This is a genomic window from Thermus altitudinis (genome assembly GCF_022760835.1).
Taxonomy (GTDB): Bacteria; Deinococcota; Deinococci; order Deinococcales; family Thermaceae; genus Thermus; species Thermus altitudinis.
Map to the genome: position 1 here is coordinate 39,784 of NZ_JAKTNQ010000008.1, position 25,263 is coordinate 65,046.

28 protein-coding genes and 1 tRNA gene are annotated in these 25,263 nt (G+C 65.2%); 14 read left to right on the forward strand and 15 right to left on the reverse strand.

All coding sequences use genetic code 11. From position 1 onward, the window contains the following. Nucleotides 1–35: 35 nt before the first annotated feature. From L0D16_RS04445 to L0D16_RS04470, 6 genes are all read right to left on the reverse strand, one after another. On the reverse strand, nt 36–302 hold the full coding sequence (locus L0D16_RS04445) for a DUF3467 domain-containing protein (RefSeq protein ID WP_243027513.1): 267 nt from the start codon (nt 300–302) through the stop codon (nt 36–38). Then, nucleotides 299–646, reverse strand: coding sequence for a roadblock/LC7 domain-containing protein (locus L0D16_RS04450; RefSeq protein WP_243030284.1), 348 nt, complete (start codon nt 644–646; stop codon nt 299–301). The genes L0D16_RS04445 and L0D16_RS04450 overlap by 4 nt, the downstream gene beginning before the upstream one ends. Before the next feature lie 19 nt (nt 647–665). Beyond that, nucleotides 666–995, reverse strand: coding sequence for a roadblock/LC7 domain-containing protein (locus L0D16_RS04455; RefSeq protein ID WP_114312908.1), 330 nt, complete (start codon nt 993–995; stop codon nt 666–668). Beyond that, entirely contained in the window at nt 983–1,393 is a 411-nt protein-coding gene (locus tag L0D16_RS04460) for a roadblock/LC7 domain-containing protein (RefSeq protein WP_243030238.1), read from the reverse strand. Before L0D16_RS04460 ends, L0D16_RS04455 begins: the two co-directional genes overlap by 13 nt. Before the next feature lie 98 nt (nt 1,394–1,491). After that, entirely contained in the window at nt 1,492–2,076 is a 585-nt protein-coding gene (gene recR / locus L0D16_RS04465) for a recombination mediator RecR (protein ID WP_243030239.1), read from the reverse strand. Between the two features lies 1 nt (nt 2,077). Next, nucleotides 2,078–2,395, reverse strand: a complete 318-nt coding sequence (locus tag L0D16_RS04470; RefSeq protein WP_243030240.1) for a YbaB/EbfC family nucleoid-associated protein — start codon at nt 2,393–2,395, stop codon at nt 2,078–2,080. A 30-nt stretch (nt 2,396–2,425) separates the two neighbouring features. On the opposite strand from L0D16_RS04470, the gene hemB reads away from it, so the two are divergent. Continuing rightward, nucleotides 2,426–3,406, forward strand: coding sequence for a porphobilinogen synthase (hemB, locus tag L0D16_RS04475; protein WP_243030241.1), 981 nt, complete (start codon nt 2,426–2,428; stop codon nt 3,404–3,406). Here hemB and L0D16_RS04480 read toward each other — a convergent pair whose 3' ends face one another. Together L0D16_RS04480 and L0D16_RS04485 are read right to left on the reverse strand one after the other, a co-directional pair. Beyond that, nucleotides 3,407–4,612 carry an MFS transporter gene (locus tag L0D16_RS04480; RefSeq protein WP_243030242.1) on the reverse strand — a complete coding sequence of 402 codons (1,206 nt, stop codon included), beginning with the start codon at nt 4,610–4,612 and terminating at the stop codon, nt 3,407–3,409. Nucleotides 4,613–4,653: 41 nt separating this feature from the next. Then, a complete protein-coding gene (locus L0D16_RS04485; protein ID WP_243030243.1) occupies nt 4,654–6,399 on the reverse strand; it encodes a hypothetical protein in 1,746 nt (581 codons plus the stop codon). 23 nt (nt 6,400–6,422) lie between these two features. Here L0D16_RS04485 and L0D16_RS04490 point away from each other — a divergent pair, with 23 nt between their 5' ends. The 8 genes from L0D16_RS04490 (at nt 6,423) to L0D16_RS04525 (ending at nt 17,081) form a co-directional block, all read left to right on the forward strand. Beyond that, on the forward strand, nt 6,423–7,178 hold the full coding sequence (locus tag L0D16_RS04490) for a PP2C family protein-serine/threonine phosphatase (RefSeq protein ID WP_243030244.1): 756 nt from the start codon (nt 6,423–6,425) through the stop codon (nt 7,176–7,178). Continuing rightward, nucleotides 7,178–9,133, forward strand: coding sequence for a protein kinase domain-containing protein (locus L0D16_RS04495; protein ID WP_243030245.1), 1,956 nt, complete (start codon nt 7,178–7,180; stop codon nt 9,131–9,133). The genes L0D16_RS04490 and L0D16_RS04495 overlap by 1 nt, the downstream gene beginning before the upstream one ends. Next, nucleotides 9,130–9,774: a response regulator transcription factor gene (locus tag L0D16_RS04500; RefSeq protein WP_243030246.1), complete on the forward strand. Its 645-nt coding sequence runs from the start codon at nt 9,130–9,132 to the stop codon at nt 9,772–9,774. The genes L0D16_RS04495 and L0D16_RS04500 overlap by 4 nt, the downstream gene beginning before the upstream one ends. Further along, nucleotides 9,749–11,053 carry a sensor histidine kinase gene (locus L0D16_RS04505; protein ID WP_243030247.1) on the forward strand — a complete coding sequence of 435 codons (1,305 nt, stop codon included), beginning with the start codon at nt 9,749–9,751 and terminating at the stop codon, nt 11,051–11,053. The genes L0D16_RS04500 and L0D16_RS04505 overlap by 26 nt, the downstream gene beginning before the upstream one ends. Before the next feature lie 22 nt (nt 11,054–11,075). Next, nucleotides 11,076–11,648 (forward strand): hypothetical protein, encoded by a 573-nt coding sequence (locus L0D16_RS04510; RefSeq protein ID WP_243030248.1) that lies wholly within the window; start codon nt 11,076–11,078, stop codon nt 11,646–11,648. A 42-nt stretch (nt 11,649–11,690) separates the two neighbouring features. Continuing rightward, nucleotides 11,691–12,116 (forward strand): hypothetical protein, encoded by a 426-nt coding sequence (locus L0D16_RS04515; protein ID WP_243030285.1) that lies wholly within the window; start codon nt 11,691–11,693, stop codon nt 12,114–12,116. A gap of 133 nt (nt 12,117–12,249) precedes the next feature. Then, on the forward strand, nt 12,250–14,445 hold the full coding sequence (locus L0D16_RS04520; RefSeq protein WP_243030249.1) for a PD-(D/E)XK nuclease family protein: 2,196 nt from the start codon (nt 12,250–12,252) through the stop codon (nt 14,443–14,445). Next, nucleotides 14,442–17,081, forward strand: coding sequence for a UvrD-helicase domain-containing protein (locus L0D16_RS04525; RefSeq protein ID WP_243030250.1), 2,640 nt, complete (start codon nt 14,442–14,444; stop codon nt 17,079–17,081). The genes L0D16_RS04520 and L0D16_RS04525 overlap by 4 nt, the downstream gene beginning before the upstream one ends. Here the strand turns inward: L0D16_RS04525 and rpsI are convergent. Both rpsI and rplM read right to left on the reverse strand, forming a co-directional pair. After that, complete coding sequence (gene rpsI, locus L0D16_RS04530; protein ID WP_243030251.1) at nt 17,078–17,464, reverse strand: 30S ribosomal protein S9; 387 nt, start codon at nt 17,462–17,464, stop codon at nt 17,078–17,080. The two genes, L0D16_RS04525 and rpsI, sit on opposite strands and share 4 nt — an antisense overlap. Further along, nucleotides 17,464–17,895, reverse strand: a complete 432-nt coding sequence (gene rplM / locus L0D16_RS04535; RefSeq protein WP_114312893.1) for a 50S ribosomal protein L13 — start codon at nt 17,893–17,895, stop codon at nt 17,464–17,466. Before rplM ends, rpsI begins: the two co-directional genes overlap by 1 nt. A gap of 126 nt (nt 17,896–18,021) precedes the next feature. On the opposite strand from rplM, the gene L0D16_RS04540 reads away from it, so the two are divergent. After that, nucleotides 18,022–19,683 (forward strand): CTP synthase, encoded by a 1,662-nt coding sequence (locus tag L0D16_RS04540; RefSeq protein WP_243030252.1) that lies wholly within the window; start codon nt 18,022–18,024, stop codon nt 19,681–19,683. Here L0D16_RS04540 and L0D16_RS04545 read toward each other — a convergent pair. The 5 genes from L0D16_RS04545 to L0D16_RS04565 all read right to left on the reverse strand — a co-directional run bounded on the left by L0D16_RS04545 (nt 19,669) and on the right by L0D16_RS04565 (nt 22,962). Next, nucleotides 19,669–20,700, reverse strand: a complete 1,032-nt coding sequence (locus L0D16_RS04545; protein ID WP_243030253.1) for a DUF815 domain-containing protein — start codon at nt 20,698–20,700, stop codon at nt 19,669–19,671. The genes L0D16_RS04540 and L0D16_RS04545 overlap by 15 nt on opposite strands. A gap of 36 nt (nt 20,701–20,736) precedes the next feature. Continuing rightward, nucleotides 20,737–20,812: transfer RNA gene (locus L0D16_RS04550), tRNA-Lys, on the reverse strand. Nucleotides 20,813–20,893: 81 nt separating this feature from the next. Further along, a complete protein-coding gene (locus tag L0D16_RS04555; protein WP_243030254.1) occupies nt 20,894–21,505 on the reverse strand; it encodes a thiamine diphosphokinase in 612 nt (203 codons plus the stop codon). Then, nucleotides 21,502–22,461 (reverse strand): ABC transporter ATP-binding protein, encoded by a 960-nt coding sequence (locus L0D16_RS04560; protein ID WP_243030255.1) that lies wholly within the window; start codon nt 22,459–22,461, stop codon nt 21,502–21,504. The genes L0D16_RS04555 and L0D16_RS04560 overlap by 4 nt, the downstream gene beginning before the upstream one ends. Before the next feature lie 54 nt (nt 22,462–22,515). Further along, nucleotides 22,516–22,962 carry a c-type cytochrome gene (locus tag L0D16_RS04565; RefSeq protein WP_243030256.1) on the reverse strand — a complete coding sequence of 149 codons (447 nt, stop codon included), beginning with the start codon at nt 22,960–22,962 and terminating at the stop codon, nt 22,516–22,518. Nucleotides 22,963–23,203: 241 nt separating this feature from the next. Here L0D16_RS04565 and L0D16_RS04570 point away from each other — a divergent pair, with 241 nt between their 5' ends. The 4 genes from L0D16_RS04570 to soxA are packed head-to-tail and all read left to right on the forward strand — an operon-like array spanning nt 23,204 to nt 25,253. Continuing rightward, nucleotides 23,204–23,635, forward strand: a complete 432-nt coding sequence (locus L0D16_RS04570; protein WP_243030257.1) for a thioredoxin fold domain-containing protein — start codon at nt 23,204–23,206, stop codon at nt 23,633–23,635. Beyond that, entirely contained in the window at nt 23,628–24,080 is a 453-nt protein-coding gene (gene soxY / locus L0D16_RS04575) for a thiosulfate oxidation carrier protein SoxY (RefSeq protein WP_243030258.1), read from the forward strand. Before L0D16_RS04570 ends, soxY begins: the two co-directional genes overlap by 8 nt. A gap of 11 nt (nt 24,081–24,091) precedes the next feature. After that, nucleotides 24,092–24,418, forward strand: coding sequence for a thiosulfate oxidation carrier complex protein SoxZ (gene soxZ, locus L0D16_RS04580; RefSeq protein ID WP_243030259.1), 327 nt, complete (start codon nt 24,092–24,094; stop codon nt 24,416–24,418). A 52-nt stretch (nt 24,419–24,470) separates the two neighbouring features. Then, nucleotides 24,471–25,253 carry a sulfur oxidation c-type cytochrome SoxA gene (soxA, locus tag L0D16_RS04585; RefSeq protein WP_243030260.1) on the forward strand — a complete coding sequence of 261 codons (783 nt, stop codon included), beginning with the start codon at nt 24,471–24,473 and terminating at the stop codon, nt 25,251–25,253. Nucleotides 25,254–25,263 lie beyond the last annotated feature (10 nt).

The following is a 25,263-nucleotide window of genomic DNA, read 5'->3' on the forward strand; positions in this document are numbered from 1 at the left end:
CGGAAACCCGGGTGGGGGTCCCGTGGCCCTGATCCCTAGGCCTGGCTTTCCGCCACCGGCTCAGGGATGGGGCCGAAGGTTTCCTCGTACCGGGCCACGTTTTCCGCCAGGCTCCGGAGCAGGGCCTTGGCGTGCTGCGGGCTGGTGATCACCCGGCTCACCACTATGGCCCCCCCCTGGGGTTGCAGCAGGGCGAAGTCCAGGATGAACTCGTTCTTGGTGTGGGCGATGAGGGCCAGGTTGGTGTACCGGCCCAGGGCGATGTCCTTGTCGATTTGGATATCCAGCTTTAGCTCGCTCATCTAAGCGCCTCCTCTAGCTTGGGCACGGCCCTTTTCAAGGCCAGACGTACCCGTCCCAGGCTGCGCACGCTGTCCAGGAGAAGGAGCAGGTGGTAGCCGGGAAGGGGCACCAAAAGCAGGGCCCCCTCAGGGTACTCTACCATGACCTCCTCCACCCCCTCCTGGCCCAGGGTCTGGGCCAAGGCCTTGGCGGTGCCCAACGCCGTGGCGGCCCGGGCGGAAAGGAGGCTGGCTTCGGGGGCCTCCATCTCCCTGGCCTCTTCCACCACGAACCCATCCTCGCTGAGGAGGGCCGCCACCCGCACCCCTTTGATGGCCTGGAGTTCCTGTAGGACTTCCTCCACCATGCCTCCTTATACCAGCTCAGAGGTTTTGCACCCTAAGGGCGATGCGGGAAAGCTCCTGGCCGATGGCCTTGCGGTCCATGCCCCGCTCCACCACCGCCCCCAGGACGTACTCCCCTACCCGTAGGGCCAGGATCTCGTGGGTGTCCGTGGCCAGGGTGAACCGGCGCACCTCTCCGGAGAGGGCCTCCGCCAAGGGGGTCATGTGGCGCACCAGGGAGGCCAGCTCCGCCGCCAGGACCTCGGCCGGGGGGTGGCCCCGGCCTAGGGCCTCTATGACCAGGCCGTCCAAGCCCGTAAGCACCGCCCGCTTGACGCCAAAGGGCGCCAGGCTTTCTAGGTAAGCCATCCCGCCACCTCCGCCAGTTTTTCCGCGGTTTTGGCCGTTTGCAAGCGCGCCTGGCCCAGGTTGGCCTCCGGCTTCATCAGGAGAAGGAGAAAGAGTTCCTCGTGGCCTTGCCCTTGAGGAAAGGCACCTTGAGGTCTGGGGCTGGCTTTGCGCACCATCTGGGCGTAGCCTACCACGGGGTGGCCCCCCACCAGGAGCTCCTGCACCCGAGGGGTGCCCAAACTTCCGGCGTAAGCGGCCTTGGCCTGGCGCAGGAGGGCGGCATGTTCGGCCACGGCCGCCTCCAGGTCCACCCGCTTACGCCGCACCCCCTCCACCAGAAGGCCATCCAGGGTGCCGATGGCCGCGGCAAAAGCCCCTTCTACTTGGTCCAAGAGATGGTGCAAAACCTCCTCCATACTGCCCTTATACCGTTTTTACCATCCCCTTCTTCACGTTCCTCCGAAAAGAGGCCAAAGATGAGCCCCACCCCCGTGCAAACCAGGGTGGGATGCTCCTACAGGGCCTTCCTCCCCTCCAGGGCCCGGCCCAAGGTTACCTCGTCCACGTACTCCAGGCTTCCCCCCACGGGAAGGCCGTAGGCCAGGCGGCTGGCCTTGACCCCCCGGCGCTTGAGCTCCTCCGCCAGGTACAGGGCCGTGGCCTCCCCCTCCACGGTCATGGAGGTGGCCAGGACCACTTCCTCCACCCCTGGGAGCCTGGGCCAGAGGCTTTCCAGGTTGAGCTCCCTTGGCCCCACCCCTTCTAGGGGGTTCAGGGCCCCGCCCAGCACGTGGTAAAGCCCGTGGAACTCGCCGCTCCTTTCCAGGGCATAGAGGTCGGAAACCGTTTCCACCACGGCGATCACCGAGCGGTCCCGGGTTTCGTCCTGGCAGATGGGGCAAAGTTCCCCTTCCGCCAGGTTGCCGCAGATCCGGCAGACGCCCAAGGCCTCGAGCCCGGCCAAGGCCCTTTCCAGTTCCGCAGCCTCCTCTCGGTGGAAGGCCAGATGGAGGGAAAGCTTCTGGGCGGTTTTGGGGCCGATTCCCGGCAGGCGGGAGAGGGCGCGGGTGAGCTTGAGGAGGCTTTCCGGGTACCGCATCCTAGAAAAGCTTGCCCAGCACCTGGCCCACGCCCCCCAGCTCCCGGGCCATCTCCTTTTCCGAAAGCTCGTGGGCCTTCTTCTGGGCGTCCTGGATGGCCACCAGCAGGAGGTCCTCCAGGCCCTCGAGGTCCTCCTGGAAGGCGGTGAGCACCTCGGGCTTCAGGCGGACGGCCAGGATCTTGCCGTGGCCGTTGGCCTCCACTTCCACCAGGCCCTGGGCCGTGCCCACCACGGTCATGGTCTCTAGCCTCTCTTGCACCTCAGCGGCCTTTTTCTGGGCCTTTTGCGCTTCCTTCAAGAGCTTCTGCAGGTTCATGCTCCCTCCTCCCTGAGTATAGTGGAAGGCATGGAGCGCCCAAGAAGGCTGCGTTCGCCCCTTCTCCGGCCCCTGGTGGCCGAGGTGGAGCTTAGCCCCAGGCACCTGATCCTACCGGTCTTTGTGAAGGAGGAGGGGGAGCCGGAGGAGGTTTCCTCCATGCCCGGGGTCTTCCGCCATCCCCTGGCCCACCTTCCCCGCCTGGGGGAGGAGGTGCTGAAGGCGGGCCTGGGTGGGATCATCCTCTTCGGCGTATTACCCGAGGAGGAAAAGGATGCCTTGGGGCACGGGGCGTATGCGGAAGAAGGGATCGTCCAGCGGGCCATCCGCCTTTTGAAGCGGGAGTTTCCGGAGCTTTTGGTCATGGCCGACACCTGCCTTTGTGAGTACACGGACCACGGCCACTGCGGGGTGGTGCGGGAAGGCCCCTTGGGATTCCACGTGGATAACGACGCCACCCTCCAGCTTTTGGCCAAAACGGCCCTTTCCCAGGCCCAGGCGGGGGCGGATGTGGTGGCCCCCAGCGCCATGATGGATGGGCAGGTTAGGGCCATCCGGGAGGCCTTGGACCGGGGGGGGTTCGTCCACGTGCCCATCCTCTCCTATGCGGTGAAGTATGCCTCCGCCTTCTATGGGCCTTTCCGGGAGGCGGCAGGGAGCGCCCCCCAGTTTGGCGACCGGGCTGGGTACCAGATGGACCCCAGGGCGGGCCTCTGGGATGCCTTGCGGGAGGCGGGGCTGGATGACCTCGAGGGGGCCGACATGCTCATGGTCAAGCCCGCCCTGCCCTACCTGGACGTGCTCTTGGCCCTTAAGGGGCGGTTTTCCAAGCCCCTTTTCGCCTACCAGGTGTCCGGGGAGTACGCCATGCTGAAGGCGGCAAGCCTCAAGGGCTGGCTGGACGAGAGGCGGGCGGTTCTGGAAAGCCTTTACGCCTTAAGGCGGGCTGGGGCCCAGGGGATCCTCACCTACTACGCCCTGGAGGCGGCCCGCTGGCTGAGGGAAGCCTAGCTAGGCTTCTTGGGTGGGAGGGGTTTCCTTGGGGGCGGGGATGCCCCCGGTAAGGAGGGTGTAGGCCGCCGCCAGGCTCACCAGGCTCCCCGCCAAGAGGAACACCGTGGGGGCTCCTATGGGGCCTTCCAAGGCCCCGCCCCACATGGTCCCGAGAAGCACGGCAGCGTTCATCACCGCACCGAAGGCGGCGAAGATCCGCCCCCGCATCTCCTGGGGGGTGTTGAGCTGGAGGATGGAGCGGGCGGGGACGATGAAGGCCATGTTGAGGAAGCCGGTGATGAAGAAGGCCAGGAGCACCCAGGCGAAGAGGGGAAAGGCGCCGATGGAGGCTTCAAAGATGCCGTAGAGGAGAAGCCCCAGGAGGAAAAGCCTTTCCCGGGGGGTGTGCCTAAGGAGATAGGGGATGGCGAGGCCTCCCAGGATGGCCCCTAAGGCCATGGCGGCCTCCATAAAGCCAAACCCCGCCGAGCCCACCCCAAGCCACTTGATGGCCAGCACCACCCCCAAGGCGGTTTCCACAGAACCGAAAGCGGCGGCCACGAACAGGGTGCCCACCGCCCGGCGGAGGGCGGGGTGGCCCACCAGGTGGCCGATTCCCTCCTTCACCCGGGCGAAAAAGGCGGCTTTGGGAAGCCTTTGGGGCCTCAGGGAAGGGAGGCCCATCAGGATGAGCCCTGAGGCCAGGTAGGTGGCCGCATCCAGATAGAAGGCAAAGGCCGGGCCCACGGCGGCCACCAAGACCCCGGCGGCCCCCACGAAGAGCACCTCGGAAAGGCGGTCCGCCAGGAGGACCAGGCTGTTGGCCTCGTCCACCTCCTCCTTGGGTACCAGGTCGGGGACCACGGCGTTTTGGATGGGGTCGTGCAGGTCCCGCAGGAGCTCAATCAGGAAGACGAGAAGGAGCAGGATGGGGAGGCTCTTGGCCCCAAGAAGGGGGATGAGGGCCACAAGCGGCGCCCTAAGGAGATCGGACCAGACGAGGAGGCGCTTGCGGTCCTGGGTATCGGCCCAGGCGGAGAGGAGGGGGGAGAAGACCACCGTACCCAGAAGTTGGACCCCCAGGGTGAGGGAAACCCAAAGGGCGTTTTCCGTGAGCAGGTAGACCAGGACCAGAAGGGCTACCCGGTGTACCTTACTGCCCGCCTGGGAAACCAGGTAGGAGAGGATCAGGCGGGCGAAGGCCTTGTGTCGCAAAGTTTTCATAAAACCCCCTTGCCCGGGAGTATATCAAGAAATCCCTTATGTCAAGGGTTACCCATCACCAGATAGGCCAGCCGCCTTCCCTCCCGGGCCAGGACCACGGTTCCCTCCGCAAGGCGGTAGACCAGGAGGTCCTTGAGCCTGCGGGGTACCTCGCCCGCCTGGCCCACATAGAGGGCATCCTCCTGGGGGTTTTCCGAGGAAGCGTTCCTGGGACGTACGGAAAGGACGGTTTGCCCCACCTTGAGGGCCAGGGGTTCGGCCCCGATGGAAAGGAGGTGCACCTCCCCCCCGAGGGTTTCCCGGGTGGGGGGACGGCGGCCCAGGTATTCCTTTAGGGCATGCGCCAAGGCCAGGGCTGCCCGCTCCTGCCCCAGGGCCTGGCCCACCTCCTTTAGGAGTGGAAGGGGGTCGGTAGCGCCCAGGCGTTTGCTAGCGAGTTCCAGAACCTTCCGGGCAAAGTCTTGAAGCGCCTCAGGGGGGGCTTGTCGGTACTTTTCCGCCAGCTCCGGGCCAAAGGCCTGGGGGCTGAACTCCCCCTTAAGGCGGGCGGAGAGGGCCCGGAGGAGGCGTAGGTAGGCGTAGTCCTGGGTGGGATCCAGCAAAAGAGCCAGCACCCGCCCTTCGGAGAGGAGTTCGTAAAGCCTTAGCCCGCTTCGGGCCTCGAGCCTCAGGTGGAGCAAGTTTCCTTCCCGCACCGCCAGAACCTCGAGATCCTCCCAGGGGATCACCAAGGTGTCGTCCAGGATGTGGTCCTCGCCTGCCATCCCTAAGTGCCAGCTACCCTCCACCTGGCTTAGGGTGAGGGTGAGGGGGCCCAAGGTGATGCGGCCAGGCTTCAGGGGCAGGGTGAGAAGGCTTTCCTCCCCCTGGCCGGGCTCGGGGACCTTGGGCCAAGGGGTTTCCCCCTGGGGCGCAGGGAGGAGCTGGAGAAGGGAGAGCACCTTTTCCATCGCCACGTGGAAGCGGCGCCTTTCGTCCTCCAGGAGGAGTTCCCGCCGCCTTTCCTCCTGGGCTTCCCTCCGGAGGCGCTCCTCCAGGCGGGCGATCTCCTGGGTGCTGGCCCCTATGCGCTTGGCTTCCTCCAGGGCTTTTTTCAAGGGCAGGAGGTCCCGCCTGGGAGGAAGGCCATAGGCATCCTCCCACTCCAGGATGCGGTTCAGGAAGCGGCGTATATAGGTGCGGGTTTCCTCGGGGGGCAAGGGGAGGTCTTGGGGAAGGCGCAGGGCGGTTTCCAAAAACTCCAGCACCAAGGCCTCGGCCACCTTGGGATCCTCGAGGTCCATGAGGCTGTCGGAAAGAGAGGGGATGGGGTGGGTGGGGTGGAAGCGGGAGAGGTTGAAGTCCCGCTTGAAGGTTTCCTTCTCCCGGTAATCCAGGTAGTTTTGCAAGAAGGCATGGATGAGCCTTAGTTCCTCCCGTCTGCCGGTGAGAAACTCCTTGGCCCGGGCCCTCACCTCCCGTGCCGTCAGGAGGCGCCATACCTTTAAGGCCATGGCCCGCAAGGGGGAGGTATCCGGGCTGGGTTCCTCGGGGGTTTCCGGTATGGCGATGGGAAGGTCCAGGGGAAGGGTTTCCCCGGGCTGGGGAGGGCTTTGGCTTGGCCGCAAGGCCCTAAAACGGGCATCGGCCTGGCGGAAGCGTTTGGCCAGGGCGCCGGGCAGGCGGGACTGGATCAGGAAGGCCCGGAGTGCCAAAAGGGCCTTCTTGCCCCCCTTGGGGGTGCGCCCTGCCACCAGGTCCTCCACCCGGTACTCGTAGAGGTCCACCAGGTCGGCCAGGTGTTCCACCTACTCATCCTATAATGGGTCCGATGCGCCTTGCCCCCCGTTACACCGTGGCTGCGGTTTCCCATGTGGGCCGTCGCCAGAACAATGAGGATTTCCACCGGGTGATGCGCCTGGAGGTTCCCCAGGGCAACCTTCTCCTCCTGGCGGTAGCCGACGGCATGGGGGGGATGGAGGCGGGGGAGTGGGCCAGCAAGGTGGCCATTGAGGCCCTCTCCGAGGCGGTACGGGCCTATGCCGAGCACCTGAGGAGTGGACGCCCGGCGGTGGGCCTGGCCAAGGTAATGGAAAAGGCCTTTACCCTGGCGGCCAAGCGGGTGGAAAAGGAGGCGGAAAGGCTAGGCAAGAAGGGCATGGGCACCACCCTCACCGCCTTTCTCTATGCGGACTGGCTCAAGGAGGGGGTGGTGGGGCATATCGGGGATTCCCGCGCTTACCATCTCACGGCCAAGGGGCTGAAGCGGCTCACCGAGGACCACTCCTGGGTGGCGGAACGCTTAAGGGAAGGGGTTCTTACCCCTACCGAGGCCGAGCGCCACCCTTACCGCAACATCCTTACCCGAGCCCTGGGTCTGCCCGAGGCCCGCTTTGATCTGAAGGAGGTGCGCCTCGCCCCAGGGGAAGGGGTGCTTTTGGTCACGGACGGGCTCTACGGCCTGCTCCCCGAGGAGGAGTGGCTTTTGGGCAAGGACCTCCAGGCGAGCCTCGAGGGCCTCATGGCCGAGGCTTTGCGCCGGGGCGGGGACGATAACGTGACCGCCATCGCCTTACGGGTGGAGTGATGCAGGGGCTTCTGGCCTTCCTCCTGGTTCTCCTTACCGCGGCCTTGGCCTCACGCCTCTCCCCTTGGCCCCTCGGGTTTCTCTTGCTTTTCCTCTCGGGAGCTGCCTGGGCCACGGGGGTACGGCCGGATGTGATCTTCCCCTGGCTTCTCCTGGGCCTGGGGGTCCTGGCGGCCCCCCGGGTGTACCTGGGTTCCCGGCGACGGTTCCCAAGGCGTCCCCGCACCCAGGGGCGGCCTTCCTCCGCCTCCAAGACCACCGAGGAGGCCCGGGCTCTGGAAAAGCAGTACGAGATCCTGGAAAAGGTGGGCGTGGGGGGCATGGCCACCGTTTACAAGGCCAAGGACAAGAAAACGGGCCGCCTGGTGGCCCTAAAGGTTCCCCAGGAGCGCTTTCTGGGCGACCCCCGTTTTGTGCGCCGTTTCCACCGGGAGGCGGAGGTCTTGGCCAAGATGGACCACCCCAACATCGTCAAGGTGTACGACCACGGCCAGGTGGATGGGGTCCACTATATCGCCATGGAGTACCTGGAGGGGGAGGGCCTGGACAAGCTCATTGAGGAAAGGCGCCTTTCCCTTAGGCAGGCGGCGGCCATCCTGGCCCGGGTGGCCGACGCTCTGAGGCACATCCACGCCCAAGGCATCGTCCACCGGGACATCAAGCCCGGCAACATCATGATCCTCAAGGGGGCCTTAAGGGAGGAGGGGGTGGACCCCAGGGGGGTGCGGCTCATGGATTTCGGCATCGCCGCCGGCAAGGTCCTCACCCGCCTCACCATCACCGGGGCCCGGATCGGCACCCCGGTCTACATGAGCCCAGAACAGGCCAAGGGGCAAAAGCTGGACCACCGCTCGGATATTTACTCCCTGGGGATCGTCCTTTACGAGGCCTTAACCGGCCAGCCCCCCTTCACCGGCGGGTACGAGACCGTGATCCACCAGCAGATCTTCCAGGTGCCCACCCCTCCCAAGCAGCTCAATCCCCAGATTCCCCAGGTTCTTTCCGATCTGGTCCTGAAGATGCTGGAGAAGGACCCCGCCAAGCGGCCCACCCTGGACGAGGTGGTCCAGGTGCTCTCCGGCTCCTGGGAGGAGGAAAAGGGGTTGCCCCATCCCTTCTACCTCTTGGTGGGGGTGGAGGCCAAAAAGGGCACGGTGCGGCTTCTGGACCTTTCGGGTACCGCCGCCCGGCTCATCTCCGGCATCGGCTCGGGCCCCGGCTACTTCCCGGCCCCGCCTTTGGCGGTGGCCGCCGATCCCGAAGGGGGGATCTGGATGGCGGTTTTTGAGCATGGGGCCAAGCTCCTCCACCGCTTTTCCCCCGAGGGCCAGCTTCTCCTATCCACCGGCCCCTATGGGATGAAGCCTGGGGAGTTCCTTTTTCCCACAGCTCTGGCGGTGGCGGATGGTAGCCTTTTCGTTCTGGATTCGGAAACCGCCACGGTGAGCCGGCTGGACCTAGAGGGCCAGTACCAGGAGCGCTTTGGCGGTCAGGGAATGGGCCGGGGCACCTTCCAAGACCCCAAGGCTCTGGTGGCCACCTCGGAGTTCCTCTTCGTGTTGGACTACGGCAACCGGCAGGTGCAGCGCCTCTCCTTGGATGGCCGCTACCTATCCCGCTATGCCTTCCGCCGCTCTAAGGAAAGCGAGGAGCTAAGGCTCCTTGGCGGGGTGGGGGTGGAGGGGGAGAGGCTTTACCTCTACGATGTGGAGGCGGCCAAGGTGCGGGTGGTGGACCTTTCCGGAAGGCTTTTGGCTTCCCATGTCCTGCCCCTTTTGGAAGGAGAGGACCCCAGGAGCCTGGTGGAGCTTCTGCCCTTCGGGGGCATCCTCTATGCTGCCCGGCGCGGGGCGAGCCGCATCCAGCGCATAGACCTGAAGACCGGGGAGGCCTTGCCGCCTTTGGAGGTCTACGCCCCGGTGCGGGCCCTGGCCCTTTGGCGGAATCCGGCATGAGGGTGCTCTTGGTGGAGGACGACCCCGGGGTACGGGAGGCCTTGGAGCTGGGCCTGGCCTTGGAGGGGCACGAGGTACGGTCCACGGAAAACCCTAAGGAGGCCCTAAGCCTTCTGCCCTGGGCAGAGGTGGTGGTTTTGGACGTGCTTTTGCCGGAAGGGGATGGCTTTTCCCTCCTTAAGGAGATCCGCGCCCGGTCAGAGGTGCCGGTGCTGATGCTCACCGCCTTGGATGCCGTGGAGTGGCGGGTGAAGGGCCTAAGGGAGGGGGCCGACGACTACCTGGTCAAGCCCTATAGCCTTTCCGAGCTCCTGGCCCGCCTCGAGGCCCTGGTGCGCCGGACCAAGGGTCCCTCTGAGGTGCTGGCCTACAAGGACCTCAGGCTTTACCCAAAGCGCATGGAAGCCTTCCGCGGCGAAAGGCGGCTTTCCCTTCCCCCCAAGGCCTTTCTCCTCCTGAAGGCCTTTTTGGAGTCACCGGAGGAGGTGCTTTCCAAAGAGGCCCTGATGCATAGGGTATGGGGGGAGGAGGTGGAGCCCGCCACCTTAGAGGTGCACCTTTCCCTCTTGAGGAAGGCCCTGGGGGAGCCCAATCCCATCCAGACGGTGCGCGGCTATGGCTACCGCCTTTTCCTCCCTTAGGGGCAGGCTTTTCGCCCTTCTTTTCTTGGCCCTTGTGCTTTTGGCCCTGCCCCTAGCCTTCCTTTCCGCCAGGGAGGCGGAAAGGGCCGCCAGCGAGGACCTGCGCCGGGCCCTTTACACTCGCCTCTACCTTCTGGGGGAGGAGGGGGCGAGGGAAGAGGAGGCCTTGCTCTTGGAACTTTTCCGCCTGGCCCAGGTTTATGGCGGTGGGGTAGGGTTTGTGGTGGAAAGGGGGCGGGTGGCCTACTCCGAGGTGGGTACCTGGCCTTTGCCCAAGAACCTCCTGCAGGCCTTGGCGGAGGGAAGGGTTTACCAGGGGGTAAGGGACGGGACCTTGTACGTGGCCCTACCTAAGGAGGAAGGAGGGTTTGGGCTGGCGGTGCCCTTAGAAGGGGTTAGGGGTTTGGGAAGGCGGCTTCTTTTCCTCTACCTCACCTGGGGGGGTGGGGTGCTTCTTGGGGTGTTCCTCCTTTCGGCCTTGGGGCTTTCCTGGGCCCTTCGCCCTCTGGCCAGGCTTACCCAGCTCCTCCAGGCGCGGAGGCCTGAGGACCTAAGCCCTCTTCCCGATCCCGGTGTGGCGGAGTTGGGGCCTTTGGTGAAGGCGTTGAACCTCCGCCTAGCCCAGGTGGCGGGGCTCATCCGGGAGCTTTCGGAAAAGGAGGAGGCGGCAAGGCGCTTTGCCCACCATGCCTCCCACGAGCTGCGCAACCCCTTGGCGGCGCTCAAGGGGTATCTGGAGGTGCTGTTGCGCCAGCCTGAACCCAGGGCCTTTCACGGGGCCTTGCGGGAAGCGGAGCGCATGGAGGCTTTGCTCTCGGGGCTTCTGCGGTTATCCCGCCTGGAGGCCACGCCCCCCCGGCCTAGCCTTCTGGACCCCAAGGTCTTTTTGGCGGAGTGGGACGTAAGGGTGGAGGGGGAGGAAAGGCTTTGGGCGGACCCTGAGCTTTTGGCCTTGGCCGTGGAAAACGTGGTGGATAACGCCCGCCGTCACGGGAGGCTTCCCCTAAGGGCGGAGCTGCGGAAGGAGGGGGAAGGGGTGTGGCTTTGGCTGGTGGACTCAGGCCCGGGTTTTCCCCCAGAACTCCTGCCGAAAGCCTTGGAACCCTTTGTCCATGGGGGAAAGGGCACGGGGTTGGGCCTGGCCCTAGTGGCGGCGGTGGCCCGGGCCCATGGGGGAAAGGCGGCGGTGGAGAACCGGGGTGGGGCGGCGGTGGGGCTTTTTCTGCCTTTAGCTTCCCTTAAGGTTTCCCCCGATGCGCCCTTTAGCCAGGGGGGCTAGGCTCCCTTTGGAGGTGATGGGAATGCGGAGGATGTTGGCGGGTGTGTTGCTTCTGGCGGCGGGCCTTTCCCTGGCCCAGGCCACCGATTACCGGCAGGCGGCCAAGGCGGCAGCGGCCTTGGCCCGGCTGGAAACGGTGGCCCAAGGGGCCACGGGGGAAGAGAAGCTTCTCTCCTGGGCCAAGGAGGTGAAGGCCCGGGCGGAGAAGAGCTACGAGGCCAAGAACTACTTCAAGGCGGCACGGGAGGCCCAGGCGGCCCTTCTCCTCTTCCGGGCTGCCCCAGGGGAGCCCCAGGTGCGGGCCCGGGTGGAAAGGCCCGTGCCCCATAGGGGCCTGGGGATGCACCACCCCTATGGGCCTAGGGGCCACGCCTTGCCCCCGGGTAAAGGGCAAGACCCAGGTGCCCGCTTGGCCCAAAGGGCCCCGGTGGCGGTGGACCGGGCGGAGAAGGAGCTGGCCTACTACCGGGCCCAGGACAACCTGGTGAAGGACCTGGTGGCCGAGGCCAAGAATAGGCTCTCCAAGGAACCTGGCCGGGCCCTCTTGTTGGCGCGGGCGGCCTTGGCCCTGATCTCGGCGGAGCGCGGCTTCTAACCCTACCCTACCCGGGCAGGGCCCGATTACCATGGCGGCATGATGCGGTGGCTTGGGGTCCTCCTCCTCGGCCTTGGGGGTTTGGCCCTGGGGGAGGGGGGCCCTAAGGCCCTGGTTTTGGCCCCGGAAGAGGTCCTAAACCGCTGCGGGGCCCTGGTGCGGGTCCTCGAGGTCCAGGCCCTTTACCGGGAAGGGGATACCTTTTTGCTGGTTCTGGGCCAGAAGGAGCCCTTGCTCCTCTTGGCCCTGGAAGGGGATAGGCCCATGCCCCACATGGGCCCCCCCAGGGGCCGGCCCATACGTAAGCGGCCTTTTCCCTTTTTGCGGGAGCTTTCCCTGGCCCGGTGGGTGGTGGTCCTGCCGGGGGAGTACCGGTGCTTCATCCTCCACCGGGGACGGGTGGTGGGGGTGTTGCGCCTGGGCCAGGACCTTTCCCCCCTACCCCTTCCTGCCGGGGATACCCCTTAAGACCACCCCCTGGCTTCAGCAAGAGGGACGCCGGCGGAGCCCCCTAGGGAGCTCATAACCCAGGGCAAAAGGGCATAGCAGGCCCTGAGGCTTAGTGCAGGGCAAATGCCCTGCGGTTTTAAAATGTTCCCATATGAAGCCCGGCCTTTATCCCCTTCTGGGCCCTCCGGCCTCGGGGAAAACCTCTTTGGCCCGGGAGTGGGCCTTGGAGGTGCTAAGGCGACGGGGAAGGGTTTACTGGGTGGGCCTGCCCCACCAAAGGGCTTATGTCTACCGTCTTTTCGGCGGGCAGGAGGCGGTGCTGGGCCTGGAGTTCATGTCCTTCCAGGCCCTGTACTACCGGGTGCTGGCCGAGGTGGGCCGGCTTGGGCCCTTGCTTCCCGGGGCGGGAAGGGTGGCCCTGGTGGGGGAGGCCTTAAGGAGCCTCTACGGGGAGGGGATCGCCCCGGGGGAGGCGCGGTTATTTGCCCGGGCCATCGCTGAACTCAAACGCTATGGCCTTTCCCCCTTGGCCCTGCCCAAGGAGGGGGAGGCGGGAAGGCTCAGGCAGGTCTACTTCGCCTACCAACGCCTTAAGGGGCAGGCCCTGGACTACGATGACTTCCGCCACCGGGCAGGCCGGGTGCCCCTTCGCCTTTTCCCCAAGCCCGATCTGGTGGTGGTGGATGGCTTTCGGGAGGTGGGTCCTTTGGACCTCCGCTTCCTCAGGCGCCTGGCCCAGCAGGTGCCGGTCCTCCTCACGGCGGAACTCCTCCCAGAAGGGCTTGTGCCCTGGAAAGCCCTTTCCCCTAGGCCGGTAAAAAAGGAGGTCCTGGCCCTGGCCAACCCCGTGGAGGAGGTCCGCTACCTCCTTAGGGCCTTAAAGCGGGCCCTGGCCCCCAAGGCGCTGGGTGGGGAAGGCCTGGATCCCTGGGAGGTCCTGGTGGTGGCTCCCGAGGAGCGCATCGGGGGGCTTCTCCTCCTCAAGGACGAGTACGGCCTGCCCCTTTACGATGGCCGGGAAAGGGCCTTGGCCGACACGGAGGAAGGAGAGAGGGTGCTGGCCCTTGTAAACCCCTTCCCCACGGGGCGGGACCTTCTGGCCTTGGGGTTTCCCGCCTTGGGGAGGAAGGCCCTGAGGCTGGGTCTGGCGGGGGAGGAGGCCCTTGGGGCTTTGGCCGAGCGGGAAGGGCTTGAGGAGGAGTGGCGGGCCTTCCAAGGGCTCCGCACCCCGGGGCCCGACCTTCTGGCCTGGGCCGAGGAAGCCTTGGAGCGCCTGGGGATCAAAGCCAAGGAGCCTTTCCTTGCCCGCCTGCGCCTGGCCCTACGGGCCGATAGGGGGAATCCCTTGGCCTGGTGGCGGAGCCTGCTTTTGGACGAAAGCCTGCCCCCAGAGCCCAACCGGGGGGTGGCCCTGCTTCCTCCCTTGAGGGCCCTCGGCATAAGGGTCAAAAGGGCCTATGTGCTGGACTGGGTGGCGGGGCGCTATAGCCTACGGGAGCGGGAGGACTACTTCCTCCTGGAAGAGCTTAGGGAAAGGGGGCTTCTAAAGGGACTCCCCCGGCGCCTTAAGGGCCTTGACTCCCTTTTCTGGAAGGAGATTTCCACCCGGGGGGAGGAGGTGTTCCTCCTCTACCCGGAGGCCGGCCCCTCGGGGCTCTACCCGCCCTTGGAGAAGGGGGTTAAGCCCGAGCCCTTGCCCCCGGCAAGCCGCCTCGAGGCCCTTCCCCAGTTGCCCTTTACCCCGCCCCTGCCCACGGGGCGGGAGCCCCCGCCCCACCTGGAGGTCCTCCGCCGCTTCCGGGATTGCCCTTTTAGGGCCTACGTGGAGCGGTTTGACCTTAAGGGGCGGGATGGGGCCTTGGGGTGGCACCTCCTGCCCACCAAGTTGGGAGAGGTTCTGGCCCACCCCGAGGTGGGTCCCTGGTTGGAGGCCCATCGGGCCCATTGGGAGGGGATGCGCTTTTGGTCCACCTTGCCTGGGAAACCTCCCTTACGCCTGGATGGGGTGCGGCGGGAGGGGGAAACCCTGCACCTTTACCGCCTGTTGCCCCAAGGAGCGGAAGCTGACTTGGGGCCGCAAAAGCGCTGGACGGAGTGGTATGCCCTGGGGGTCTTGCTGGGCCGCAAGGATGTGGCCGAGGTTAGGCTTTGGGTCTGGCCTTGGATGGGAAAGCCTTCCCTCCTTCGCCGTCAAACCCCGGGAACCCTGCCCAAGCCAGTGGAGGAGGTGCGTCAACAGGCGAACGAAGCCTATCGCCTTTGGCTCAAGGGGGCTTTTCCCCCAAAGCCGGGTTTTCACTGCTACGCCTGCGGCCTTGAAGACCTCTGCCGAAAGGAGGAGAGGTGAAGCTTTACGTGGCCTCAGCGGGCACGGGGAAGACCCATGCCTTGGTCCAGGAGCTTTTGGCCCTTTTGCGCCAAGGGGTGCCCCTGCGGCGCATGGCCGCCCTCACCTTTACCCGTAAAGCGGCTGAGGAGCTTAGGGAACGCATCCTGGAGGAAGTTAAAGCCCTGGGGGATGGGGAGGGGGAGACGGCCAAGCGGGAGCTTTATGGCGCCCTTTTCACCACCATCCACGGCTTCATGGCCGAGGCCTTACGCCACGCGGCCCCCTTCCTCTCCCTGGACCCCGATTTCGCCGTCTTGGACGAGTTCCTTGCCGAGGCCCTCTTCCTGGAGGAGGCCCGCAGCCTCCTCTACTTGAAGGGCCTGGACCCCGGGGAGGAGGAAGGGCTTTTGGGTGCTCTTCGCGCCCTTTACGAAAAGCGCTCCCTGGCGGAGGGCTTCCGGCCCTTGCCGGGAGCGGAAGGGGTTTATGCCCTTTTCCAGGAGGTCCTTAGGAGGTACCAGGCCCGTACCCAAGACCTCCTAGGGCCAGGGGACCTCGAGGCCCAAGCCCTCCGCCTCCTGAAAAACCCCCAGGCGGTGAGGCGGGTGGTGGAGCGGTTTAGCCATATCTTCCTGGATGAGTACCAGGATATAAACCCCCTGCAGGGGCGGTTTTTCCAAGCCCTGGAGGAGGAGGGGGCCAAGGTGGTGGCCGTGGGGGACCCCAAGCAGTCCATCTACCTTTTCCGCAACGCCCGGGTGGAGGTTTTCCGCGAGGCCCTGGGGAGGGCTGAAGAGGTTCGCTTTCTGGACGAAACCTTCCGCCACAGCGGGGAGCTGGCCGAGTTCCTGAACCGCTTTGTGGAGCGGTTCTTCCCCGAAACCGAACGGGTTTTGGTGAGGCCTAGACGGCCGGAAAGGGGGTTTTTGGAGGTGCACTGGGTGGGAGGGGAAGGGGAGCTGGATGGGAAGCGCCACCAAGAGGCCTTGGTCTTGGGAAGGAGGCTTCTGGCCCTACGGGACCAAGGGTATGCCTTCCCAAAGATGGCGGTTTTGGTGCGAAGCCGCCATAGCCTTCCCTACTTGGAACGGGCCTTCCGCGCCCTGGGGGTTCCCTACGGTATCCGCCGGGGAAGGAGTTTCTTCATCCGCCCGGAGGTGCGGGATATCTACCATGCCCTTAGGCTGAGCCTTTTGGAACCCGAGGCTCCCCTTTCCCCCGAGGAGCGGCTTTCCCTTTTGGCCTTCCTGCGGGGCCCTTTCGTGGGCGCCGATTTGGGAAGGTTGGGGGATTTACCCCAGCAATCCCCCTGGAAGGACCTTTTCTCCCAACTCCCCGCCGAAGCCCAGGCCCGGCTGGAGTGGCTGAGGGAGCTGGCCGGGAAGCGGCCCCTGGAGGCCCTTAAGGCCTTGGTGCGGGACGAGGTCTTTTTGGGGCGGCTTTCCCCTAGGGCCCGCACCAATCTGGACACCCTTCTCCTCCTGGCGGCCTCGGAGCGCTTTCCTGACCTCGAGGCCCTCCTGGAGTGGCTCAGGGTGCGGGCCACGGACCCTGAGGCCGCCGAGCTCCCCGAGGGGGGCGAGGGGGTGAACCTCCTCACCGTGCACGCCGCCAAGGGGTTGGAATGGCCGGTGGTGGCGGTGTTTGACCTCTCTCGGAACGAGCGGTTTCAGGAGGATTCCCTCCTGGTTGGACTCGGCGGAGAGGTGGCCCTGAAGGGCACGCCCGCCTACCAGGGGGTGAAGCAAGGCCTGAAGGAGGCCCAGGACAAGGAGGCCATCCGGCTCCTTTACGTGGCCCTTTCCCGGGCCCGGGATGTCCTTTTGCTCACGGGAAGCGCCTCTTCCCGGCCAGGCCCTTGGGCCAAGGCCCTCATGGACTTGGGCCTAGGCCCGGAGTCCCAAGACCCCAGGGTACGGGTCCACCCCCTTAGGGCTTCCTTCCCCTCGCCCTCCTTCCCGCCGGCGCCCCTTTTGCACCCAGCCCCTTATGCCCCCTTGGCCTTGGAACCCAAGCCCTTTCCTCCCCTCTACTCCCCCAGCGCCTACCAGAAGGCGGAGGGGGAGCCCTGGCCCTTGGCGGAGGCCTTGGAGGCCGAGGTCTTGCCCGAGTTTGCCCGCGCCCTGGGTACCTTGGTCCACTACGCCCTCGCCCGCAACCTGGACCCGGAGGACGAGGCCCAGATGCGCTCCCTTCTCCTGCAGGAGGTGGCCTTGCCCTTTTCGGAGGAGGAAAGGGCAAGGCTTTTGGCTGAGGTGCGGATCCTCCTCCTTAACCACCGGGAGATGCTGGGGGAGGTCTTGCCTCCCTTGGAGGGGCGCCTCGAGGACCACCCCGAGCTCCCCTTGGTCCTGCCCCTGGCGGGGACGGTCTGGCACGGGGTTCTGGACCGGCTTTACCGGGTGGGGGACCGGTGGCACCTGGAGGACTACAAGACCGACCAGACCATGGACCCCGGGCGCTACCGGTTGCAGCTGGCCCTCTACTGGGAGGCGGTGCGGCGGGCCTGGGGGGTGGAGGCGGAGGCCCGCTTGGTCTATTTGCGGCACAAGAAGGTCCACGTCTTCTCGCCAGGGGAGCTTCGGGAGGCCCTTGAGGAGTTGGAAAAAGCCCCTGGGATGCTCTCCCAGGGGCGGGAACCTCGCCTTACCTAACGCTTGGAGTACTGGGGTGCCCGGCGGGCCTTGTGCTTGCCGTACTTCTTCCGCTCCACCACCCGGGCATCGCGGGTGAGGAAGCCCAAGGGCTTCAGCTTGGCCCGGTAGTCGGGGTTGTAGCGGAGAAGGGCCCGGGCCACCCCCAGCTTGATGGCGTCCACCTGGCCGCTCTTGCCGCCCCCCCTCACGGTGATGTAGGCGTCAAAGCGCCCCAGGGCATCCACCACCCTCAGGGGCTCGAGGGCCGCCACCGCCCGCACCAAACCCTGGAAATAATCCTGGAAGTCCTGGCCGTTCACGGTGACCTTGCCGCTTCCGGGCCTCAAGAAAACCCGGGCCACCGCTTCCTTGCGCCTGCCGGTGCCGTAATACTGCTCCATCACTTGACCTCCAGTTTAACGGGCTTCTGCGCCTGATGGGGATGGGTGGGGCCAGCGTAGACCTTGAGGCGTTTGAAGAGCCTCCGCCCCAGAGGGCCTTTGGGTAGCATCCCTTTTACCGCATGCTCCAGCACCCTTTCCGGGTGGGTGGCAAGCATCTTCTCGGCGGGAATCTCCTTCAGGCCCCCCTGGTAGCCGCTATACCGGGTGTAGATCTTCTGCTTGAGCTTCTTGCCGGTGAGGCGGACCTTGTCGGCGTTCACCACCACCACGAAGTCGCCCATGGGGAGGTTGGGGGTCCAGTCGGGGCGATGCTTGCCCCTGAGCAAGGTGGCGATTTGGGTGGCCAGCCGCCCCAAGGTCTTGCCCTCGGCGTCTATGAGAACCCACCGGGGTTCAATCTTTTCCGGTACGTACGTCTTGGGCTGCATTTCCAGGGCCCTCCTTAAGCGATACACCCTGTTCTTGCCGGGGGATCGGGGGACCCCGCAAGAACGCCAAAGAAAACTTTACCATAACCCCAGGTCCTTTTGCCAGATGTGGTAGGCTGGGGTCCCGTGAACGGGGTTTCCGAGAGTAGCCAAAGGCCAAGGAAGTACGTGTTTGTCACCGGGGGTGTGGTGTCCAGCCTGGGCAAGGGCATCCTCACCTCCTCCCTGGGGGCCCTTTTCCGGGCCCGGGGGTACCGGGTTACCGCCATCAAGATTGACCCCTATGTGAACGTGGATGCGGGCACCATGCGCCCCTACGAGCATGGGGAGGTCTTCGTCACCGCCGACGGAGCGGAAACGGATCTGGACATCGGCCACTACGAGCGTTTCTTGGATTTGGACCTCTCCAGGGGCAACAACCTCACCACGGGCCAGGTCTACCTTTCCGTGATCCAGAAGGAGCGCCGGGGGGAGTACCTTTCCCAGACGGTGCAGGTGATCCCCCATATCACCGACGAGATCAAGGACCGCATCCGCCAGGTGGCCGAGGAGCAGGGGGCCGAGGTGGTGGTGGTGGAGGTGGGGGGCACGGTGGGGGATATAGAGAGCCTCCCCTTCCTGGAGGCCATACGCCAGTTTCGCTTTGACGAGGGGGAGGCCAATACCTTCTACATCCACCTCACCCTGGTCCCCTACCTGGAGACCAGCGAGGAGTTCAAGACCAAGCCCACCCAGCACTCCGTGGCCACCCTAAGGGGTGTGGGCATCCAGCCCGATGCCGTGGTCCTCCGCTCGGTGAAGCCGGTGCCGGAGGAGGTGCGCAAGAAGGTGGCCCTCTTCACCAATGTGCGCCCCGGCCACGTGTTCAGTAGCCCCAACGTGGAGCACATCTATGAGATCCCCCTCCTTCTGGAGGAGCAGGGCCTAGGCCGGGTGGTGGAAAAGGCCTTGGGCCTGGAGCCGGTTTTCCCCAACCTTTCCTTCTGGCAGGAGGCGGTGCGGGTTCTTAAGCACCCCGAGCGCACCGTAAGAATCGCCATCGCCGGCAAGTACGTGAAGATGCCCGACGCCTACCTTTCCCTCCTGGAGGCCCTGAAGCATGCGGGCATCCGCCATGGGGCCCGGGTGGAGGTGAAGTGGGTGGATGCGGAGGGCCTCGAGGGGGCCGACCTGGACGAGGCCTTCCGGGATGTTGCCGGCATCCTGGTCCCCGGCGGGTTTGGGGTCCGGGGCATTGAGGGCAAGGTGCGGGCAGCCCAGTACGCCCGGGAGAAGGGCATTCCCTACTTGGGCATCTGCCTGGGGTTGCAGATTGCCGTCATTGAGTTTGCCCGGAACGTGGCCGGGCTTAAGGGGGCCAACTCCACGGAGTTTGACCCCTATACCCCCCATCCGGTGATTGACCTCATGCCCGAGCAACTGGAGGTGGAGGGCCTGGGAGGCACCATGCGCCTCGGGGACTGGCCCATGCGCATCCGCCCGGGCACCCTCCTCCACCGCCTCTACGGCAAGGAGGAAGCCCTTGAGCGCCACCGCCACCGCTACGAGGTGAACCCCCTCTATGTGGACCAGCTGGAGCGGGCTGGGCTGGTGATCTCCGCCACCACCCCGGGGATGCGGGGCCGGGGGGCGGGGCTGGTGGAGGCCATAGAGCTTGAGGACCACCCCTTCTTCCTGGGCTTGCAAAGCCACCCCGAGTTCAAGAGCCGGCCCATGCGCCCCTCCCCGCCTTTTGCTGGATTTGTGGAAGCGGCCCTTCGGCACGCGAGGGCCCTAGAGAAGGCTTAGGGCGAACTGCCGGGCCACCCGCCCGGAAAAGCCTTTCTGCAAGGCGAAGCGGAGGGCTTCCCTTTCCTCCTCCGGGGTTAGGGAGCGGCCCAGGTGGTGGGCCACGGCCTTCAGGTAAAGGGTCTTGTCAAAGGGGGGGAAGGTGAGGACCAGACCGAAACGCTCGGAGAGGGCTAGGGTGTCCTGAAGCTCGTCCCAGGCGCTGGGGTCGGCCCCGGGTAAGGGGTTTTCCCCCTGGTGGCGGACCAGGTGGCGGCGGTTGGAGGTGGCGAGAAGCAGGACGTTGTCCGGAGGCCCTTCCAGGCTTCCCTCCAGGAGGGCCTTGAGGTGGTGGAAGGCCTCCTCCTCAGGGTCCAGGGAAAGATCGTCCAGGAAAAGGAAAAACCGGTGAGGGACCAGGGCCAGCCTCTCCAGGAGGTTTTCCAGGTGAGCCAGGGCCTTGGGTTCCACCTCCACCATGCGGGCCTGGGGAAGGTGGAGGAGGCTTTTAGCGGCGGTGCTTTTGCCCGTGCCCCGGGCTCCATAGAGCAGGATGTGGAGGGCCGGTTTGCCCGACAGGAAACGAAGGGCGTTGGCCTTAAGGGCCTCGAGTTGGGCCTCGTAGCCAATAAGCTCGTCCTCCCGGGGCAGGCGGAAGGTGCGGGGGTATACCTCGCCGGAAAAGCGAAAGGCCCGGTAGAGGGCAAAAGGGTAGGGGCCGTGGGTCTGAAGCACCCGGGTCAGGGCCTCGGGGTTGCGGGCGAGGAGGGCGGCCAAGGCCTCCTCCTCGGCGGGGTGGGGTGGGCGTTCCCCTAGGTCCGACAAGGGATACGCTGTCCGCCTCTGTTCCAGCTCCTGGGAGAGGGCCTCGAGGTCCTGCCGTATCAGTTGCATAAGCCCCGGGGTGGGCCTAAGGGCCCGCCAGGCCCAGGGAGCCCTAAGAAGGCATTGGGCAAAGGCGTAGCCCCAGGGTTCACCCCGGGGCAGATCCAGGTCCAGTAGGTCGGATGGGGTCTGGGGAAGCCTCATGGGCCCCATGGTAAAGGAAAACCCCGGGGGTTTCCCGGGGTCTTCTGGTGGGCCGCACAGGACTCGAACCTGTAACCCACCGATTAAGAGTCGGTTGCTCTACCGGTTGAGCTAGCGGCCCAAGCTACACCGTGGGGGTGTATGGCGTTGGCCTTAACGCCAAAAGCTAGTGTAGCCTTCCTGTAAACCCCTGTCAAGGCGCCTAGAACAGATAGAGCACCGCCCTTCCCCTTTCCACCCGTACCTGGAGGGTCCCCAGGGCCTGGTTTTCCAGGGTGAGGGTGGTGGCCTTCAGGGGGGTGGGGGGGAGGTTCCACCGCGCCCCCTCTACCCCCAAGGTAGCCTCGGAAAAGGGGATAAGGCTAAAGGGCGTACCCTCTTCCAAGGGAAAGATGTGGTTTCCCCTGAGGAGGGGGAAAGCCCGGGTAAGCCCATCGGTGAGCTCTACCCGCACCCCCTTTTGGGCCAGAAGGAAGGAAAGCTCCAGGTGGGCCAGGGTATGGTCCAACCGCCCCCCGATGCCGCCCAGGAGAAGGAGCTCCTCGGCCCCCAGCTCCAGGGCCTTGCGCACCAGGGCTTCCCCGTCCGTAAGGTCTTTCTCCCGGGGAAGCCCTTCCTTGGGAGCGGAAAGGGCGTTGTGCAGCCACTTGGGGCTGGAGTCAAAGTCCCCAAGCCATAGCTCCAGGGGATGCCCAAGGGCCAGGGCATGCCGGGCGCCCGAATCCGCCGCCATTAAGCGGTAGGCCTTTAGGCGTTCCCGCAGGGCCGCCGTTACCAGAAGGGGCCCGCCTAGGAGAAGGGCGAAGCGCCTCATCCCTCCAAGGGTACGGCTTGGGAAAGGTCCAGGCCTAGGGGGACCCTGGCCCCTTCCTCCAGATGGGGGAGGGGATCCAGGGCCTCCAGGTACACCCTCACGCCCCTAAGGCGTACCCAAAGCCCCACCCGGCTGCCGAAGAAAAGGCGCTCCTCCACCACCCCTTCCTGGTCTCCTCTCAGGCGCAAGGCCGCCTGGGGCAGGAGGTGGGGCCTGGGGGGAAGGCCCAGGGCCTGGCTTTCCTCGGGGGAAAGGAGGTTCTTATGCCCCAGGAAGCGGGCAGTCCAAGCATCCTGGGGCCTGGCGTACACCTCTTCCGGGGGGCCAACCTGGACCAGCCTTCCCTGGTTCAAAATCGCTACCCGGTGGGCCAGGAGGAAGGCCTCGCCTTGGTCGTGGGTCACCACCAAGGTGGTGATGCCCTCGCTCCTTAGGGTTTTGCGCAAGAAGAAGAGGAGTTCCTCCCTCAGCCTCAGGTCCAGGGCCCCCAGGGGCTCGTCCAGGAGGAGAAGCCTGGGCCGGGGTGCCAGGGCCCGGGCCAGGGCTACCCGTTGTTGCTCGCCCCCGGAAAGTTCTTGTGGGCGCTTTTGGGCATGGGTGGAAAGCTCCATTCTTACCAGAAGCTCCCGTACCCGTGCCTCCTGCTCCTTCCGGGACCAGCGGGCTTCCACCAGGCCAAAGGCGATGTTTTCCCAAACGGTGAGGTGGGGGAAAAGGGCGTAGTCCTGGAAGAGGAACCCCACCCCCCGCCTTTCCGGGGGCAAAGGGGTGAGGTCCTGGCCTTGGAAGCGCACGAAGCCCCGGTCTGGGGTTAGCAGCCCGGCAATGAGCTTTAGCAGGGTACTCTTTCCGCTTCCCGATGGCCCCAAAAGGGCCAGCACCTCCCCCTCCTTGGCCGAGAGTTCCAGGGCGAGCCGGAAACCGGGAAAGGCCTTTTGCAGGGATAGCTCCAGCACCCCTCCATTAAACAAGGAGCCCTGGGGGACCCCAGGGCTCCCCCTTGGACCTCCTTACTTCAAGCCGAGCTTCTTCCGCTCCTCCAGCACCTGCTGGGGGGTGAGCTTGTTGCCCCTGAGGGCCTTCACCTCGGCGGCGGTGAAGGGCTTGAAGCCGGGGACCTTCTTGTCGTCGCCCCAGGCGGTGGCGATGTGGTTGAGAAGGGCGGCGATCTCCTCATCCTTTAGCCCGTTGTAGGCGGGCATGGCTCCGTTGTACTTCATGCCCTTGACCTCAATCTGACCCTGCAGGCCCCAGAGGAGGGCCTTGATCAGGTACTCCCGCCCGCCCTTGAGGTTAAGGATCTCGGAAACGTGGCCTGCCAGGGGCGGGAAAGCGCCTGGTACCCCCTGCCCGGTGGCCTGGTGGCACCCCGCGCACTGACCATAGAGCTTAGCGCCGTCCGCCTGGGCCAAGGCCAGGCTGCCGATAAGGAGGAGAGCCGTTAGGGTCCGTTTCATCTTTACCCTCCGGGCTACCAGGGTATTTTGTCCCGTCCTGGGTGTCAAGGGGACTGGAGGGCCTAAACCTTTAGCTTTTCTTAAATCTCAGGTATACACTCGGGGGGTAAGGGGTGTGCCAGCCTTTTTTATGCCTTGGTTATGTTTGAGGGAGGACAGGTTGTGTCAGGGGTGCTTGACAGGGTTTTGGGGGTAGTGTTAGGGTACAAATGTCCTTGGGTGTACCCTTGGGGTGTATCGGATGAAGGCATACCAGGTACTTTTGACCCTTCCCCTACTTGCCATGGCCTTGGCGGCTTTGGACTTCGGCCGCTGGTATCCCTACGATGCGGCCCTTTCCCTTGGGCAGGCCCATGGGCGGATGGTGATGGTCTACTTCCATAGCCCCCACTGCCCCTACTGCGACCAGATGAACACCTTCGTCCTTTCCGACCCCCAGGTGAGCCGGCTTTTGGAGGAGCGCTTTGTGGTGGCCTCTGTGGGCACCGAAACCCAAGAAGGCCAAGACCTGGCCCGGCGCTACCGGGTGCCGGGCACCCCAAGTTTTGTCTTCCTCGTCTTCCGTAAGGGGACGTGGGAAGAGGTGGGCCGGTTCTTTGGCAGCCGGTCCCGGGCGCAGTTCTTACAAGAGTTGCGCCAGATCTGTGCCAAGGGAGGTGTATGCGGTGAATAGGCGAGCGTTTCTAAGGACCACAGGCGTAGCCCTGGGGGCTTTGGCCCTTTCGGGGGTTCCCGCTTTGGCGCAGGGCCTCGAGGGGGAGGACCTGGCCAACCTGGAGAAGGCCCTAAAGGAGGTCTTGGGCAAGAGCTTTAAGGACCTGACCCCCTCTAACCTCATCAAGCTCACCATGCCGGCCATTGCCGAGAGCGGGGCCAACGTTCCTGCCGAGGTGGAGGTGAACCTCCCTCCGGGCCAGGTGAAGGCTATCCACCTCTTTGCCGACAAGAACCCCACCCCCTACCTGGTAGGCTTCATGCCCATGAAGGCCCTGCCTTACTACGCCACCCGGGTGCGCCTGGCGGAGACCAGCGCCATCCGGGCGGTGGTGGAGACCGCGGACGGCAAACTGCTTTTGGCCTCGGCTAGCACCCGCGTGACCGTGGGTGGTTGCGGTTAAGGAGGTGGAAGATGGCCATTCGCACTATTGTTCGCTTGACTCCCGCCAAGCCCAAGGCGGGCGAAACCTTTAAGCTCCAGGTGGTAGCCCAGCATCCCAACGAGCCCGGTACCCGTAAGGATGCCGAGGGCAAGACCATCCCTGCCAACTACATCAACCTGGTGGAGATCTACTTTGAGGGGGAGAAGGTGGCGGAGGCCCGCCCTGGTCCCTCCACCAGCGCCAATCCCCTCTACGGCTTCATGTTCAAGGCGGAAAAGGCTGGCACCTTCACCGTGAAGCTGAAGGACCTCAGCGGGGATACGGGCGAAGGCACAACCAAGCTGGAACTGGCCTAAAAGAGCGCCCGGGGGTTATCCCCGGGCGCCTTGCACTCGTGGGAGGTGGGGTATGTCCCCAAGGGTTTGGTGGAAGGTGGCGGCGCTTTTCCTCCTGGCCTTGGCCCTGGCCCAGGGGGAGGTGGACCCGAGGGAGGAGGCCAAGCGGCAAAAGCAGCTCCTTTTGGAGACCGCGGGCATCCTGCCCACGGAGCTCATTGTGGAGCAGGGTAAGGAGCTCTTTAACCGCAAGGGCCCTAGCGGCAAGACCATGGCCGAGTGCGACTTCGGCCTGGGTAAGGGGGTGTTGGAGGGGGCCGCGGCCCGGCTACCCCGCTATTTCCTGGACACGGGCAAGGTGGAAGACCTGGATGGCCGCATCCTCACCTGCATGACCCGGGTCCAGGGCTTCCGGCCCGACCAGATCCGGCGCCAGGAGGTGGTGGCCGTGGCCTTCTACATCGCCAGCTTCTCCACCGGCAAGCCCATCCAGGTGCGCCTCCTTTTCCCGCAGGAAAGGGAGCTTTATACCCTTGGCGAAAAGCTCTTCTATGCCCGTAGCGGAGCCCGGGATATAGGCTGCGCCACCTGCCACGTCACCTACGTGGGGCGCCGGGCGGGCGTGCTTCCCTACGCCGATGTCCTTGGCCGGGACAAATCCTGGACCCACTGGCCCGCCTACCGCTACTCCAACGACCAGATCTGGACCATGCAGGACCGGATCCGGGCCTGCTACGGCAACATCGGCCACCCCCAGCCCAACCTCTACTCCCTGCCCATCCTGGCCCTGGAGCTCTTTATGGCCTACCAGAATAACGGGGCGGTGGTGGAGGAGTGGCCGGCCTTTGTGCGGTGAGGAGGCGGTG

What these genes read in the sequence shown, in the direction of transcription:
- L0D16_RS04445 (WP_243027513.1), bottom strand. Translation starts at nt 302, where the DNA reads ATGAGCGAGCTAAAGCTGGATATCCAAATCGACAAGGACATCGCCCTG.
- L0D16_RS04455 (WP_114312908.1), bottom strand. Translation starts at nt 995, where the DNA reads ATGGCTTACCTAGAAAGCCTGGCGCCCTTTGGCGTCAAGCGGGCGGTG.
- L0D16_RS04460 (WP_243030238.1), bottom strand. Translation starts at nt 1,393, where the DNA reads ATGGAGGAGGTTTTGCACCATCTCTTGGACCAAGTAGAAGGGGCTTTT.
- recR (WP_243030239.1), bottom strand. Translation starts at nt 2,076, where the DNA reads ATGCGGTACCCGGAAAGCCTCCTCAAGCTCACCCGCGCCCTCTCCCGC.
- L0D16_RS04470 (WP_243030240.1), bottom strand. Translation starts at nt 2,395, where the DNA reads ATGAACCTGCAGAAGCTCTTGAAGGAAGCGCAAAAGGCCCAGAAAAAG.
- hemB (WP_243030241.1), top strand. Translation starts at nt 2,426, where the DNA reads ATGGAGCGCCCAAGAAGGCTGCGTTCGCCCCTTCTCCGGCCCCTGGTG.
- L0D16_RS04480 (WP_243030242.1), bottom strand. Translation starts at nt 4,612, where the DNA reads ATGAAAACTTTGCGACACAAGGCCTTCGCCCGCCTGATCCTCTCCTAC.
- L0D16_RS04490 (WP_243030244.1), top strand. Translation starts at nt 6,423, where the DNA reads ATGCGCCTTGCCCCCCGTTACACCGTGGCTGCGGTTTCCCATGTGGGC.
- L0D16_RS04495 (WP_243030245.1), top strand. Translation starts at nt 7,178, where the DNA reads ATGCAGGGGCTTCTGGCCTTCCTCCTGGTTCTCCTTACCGCGGCCTTG.
- L0D16_RS04500 (WP_243030246.1), top strand. Translation starts at nt 9,130, where the DNA reads ATGAGGGTGCTCTTGGTGGAGGACGACCCCGGGGTACGGGAGGCCTTG.
- L0D16_RS04505 (WP_243030247.1), top strand. Translation starts at nt 9,749, where the DNA reads ATGGCTACCGCCTTTTCCTCCCTTAGGGGCAGGCTTTTCGCCCTTCTT.
- L0D16_RS04510 (WP_243030248.1), top strand. Translation starts at nt 11,076, where the DNA reads ATGCGGAGGATGTTGGCGGGTGTGTTGCTTCTGGCGGCGGGCCTTTCC.
- L0D16_RS04515 (WP_243030285.1), top strand. Translation starts at nt 11,691, where the DNA reads ATGCGGTGGCTTGGGGTCCTCCTCCTCGGCCTTGGGGGTTTGGCCCTG.
- L0D16_RS04520 (WP_243030249.1), top strand. Translation starts at nt 12,250, where the DNA reads ATGAAGCCCGGCCTTTATCCCCTTCTGGGCCCTCCGGCCTCGGGGAAA.
- rpsI (WP_243030251.1), bottom strand. Translation starts at nt 17,464, where the DNA reads ATGGAGCAGTATTACGGCACCGGCAGGCGCAAGGAAGCGGTGGCCCGG.
- rplM (WP_114312893.1), bottom strand. Translation starts at nt 17,895, where the DNA reads ATGCAGCCCAAGACGTACGTACCGGAAAAGATTGAACCCCGGTGGGTT.
- L0D16_RS04545 (WP_243030253.1), bottom strand. Translation starts at nt 20,700, where the DNA reads ATGGGGCCCATGAGGCTTCCCCAGACCCCATCCGACCTACTGGACCTG.
- L0D16_RS04555 (WP_243030254.1), bottom strand. Translation starts at nt 21,505, where the DNA reads ATGAGGCGCTTCGCCCTTCTCCTAGGCGGGCCCCTTCTGGTAACGGCG.
- L0D16_RS04565 (WP_243030256.1), bottom strand. Translation starts at nt 22,962, where the DNA reads ATGAAACGGACCCTAACGGCTCTCCTCCTTATCGGCAGCCTGGCCTTG.
- L0D16_RS04570 (WP_243030257.1), top strand. Translation starts at nt 23,204, where the DNA reads ATGAAGGCATACCAGGTACTTTTGACCCTTCCCCTACTTGCCATGGCC.
- soxZ (WP_243030259.1), top strand. Translation starts at nt 24,092, where the DNA reads ATGGCCATTCGCACTATTGTTCGCTTGACTCCCGCCAAGCCCAAGGCG.
- soxA (WP_243030260.1), top strand. Translation starts at nt 24,471, where the DNA reads ATGTCCCCAAGGGTTTGGTGGAAGGTGGCGGCGCTTTTCCTCCTGGCC.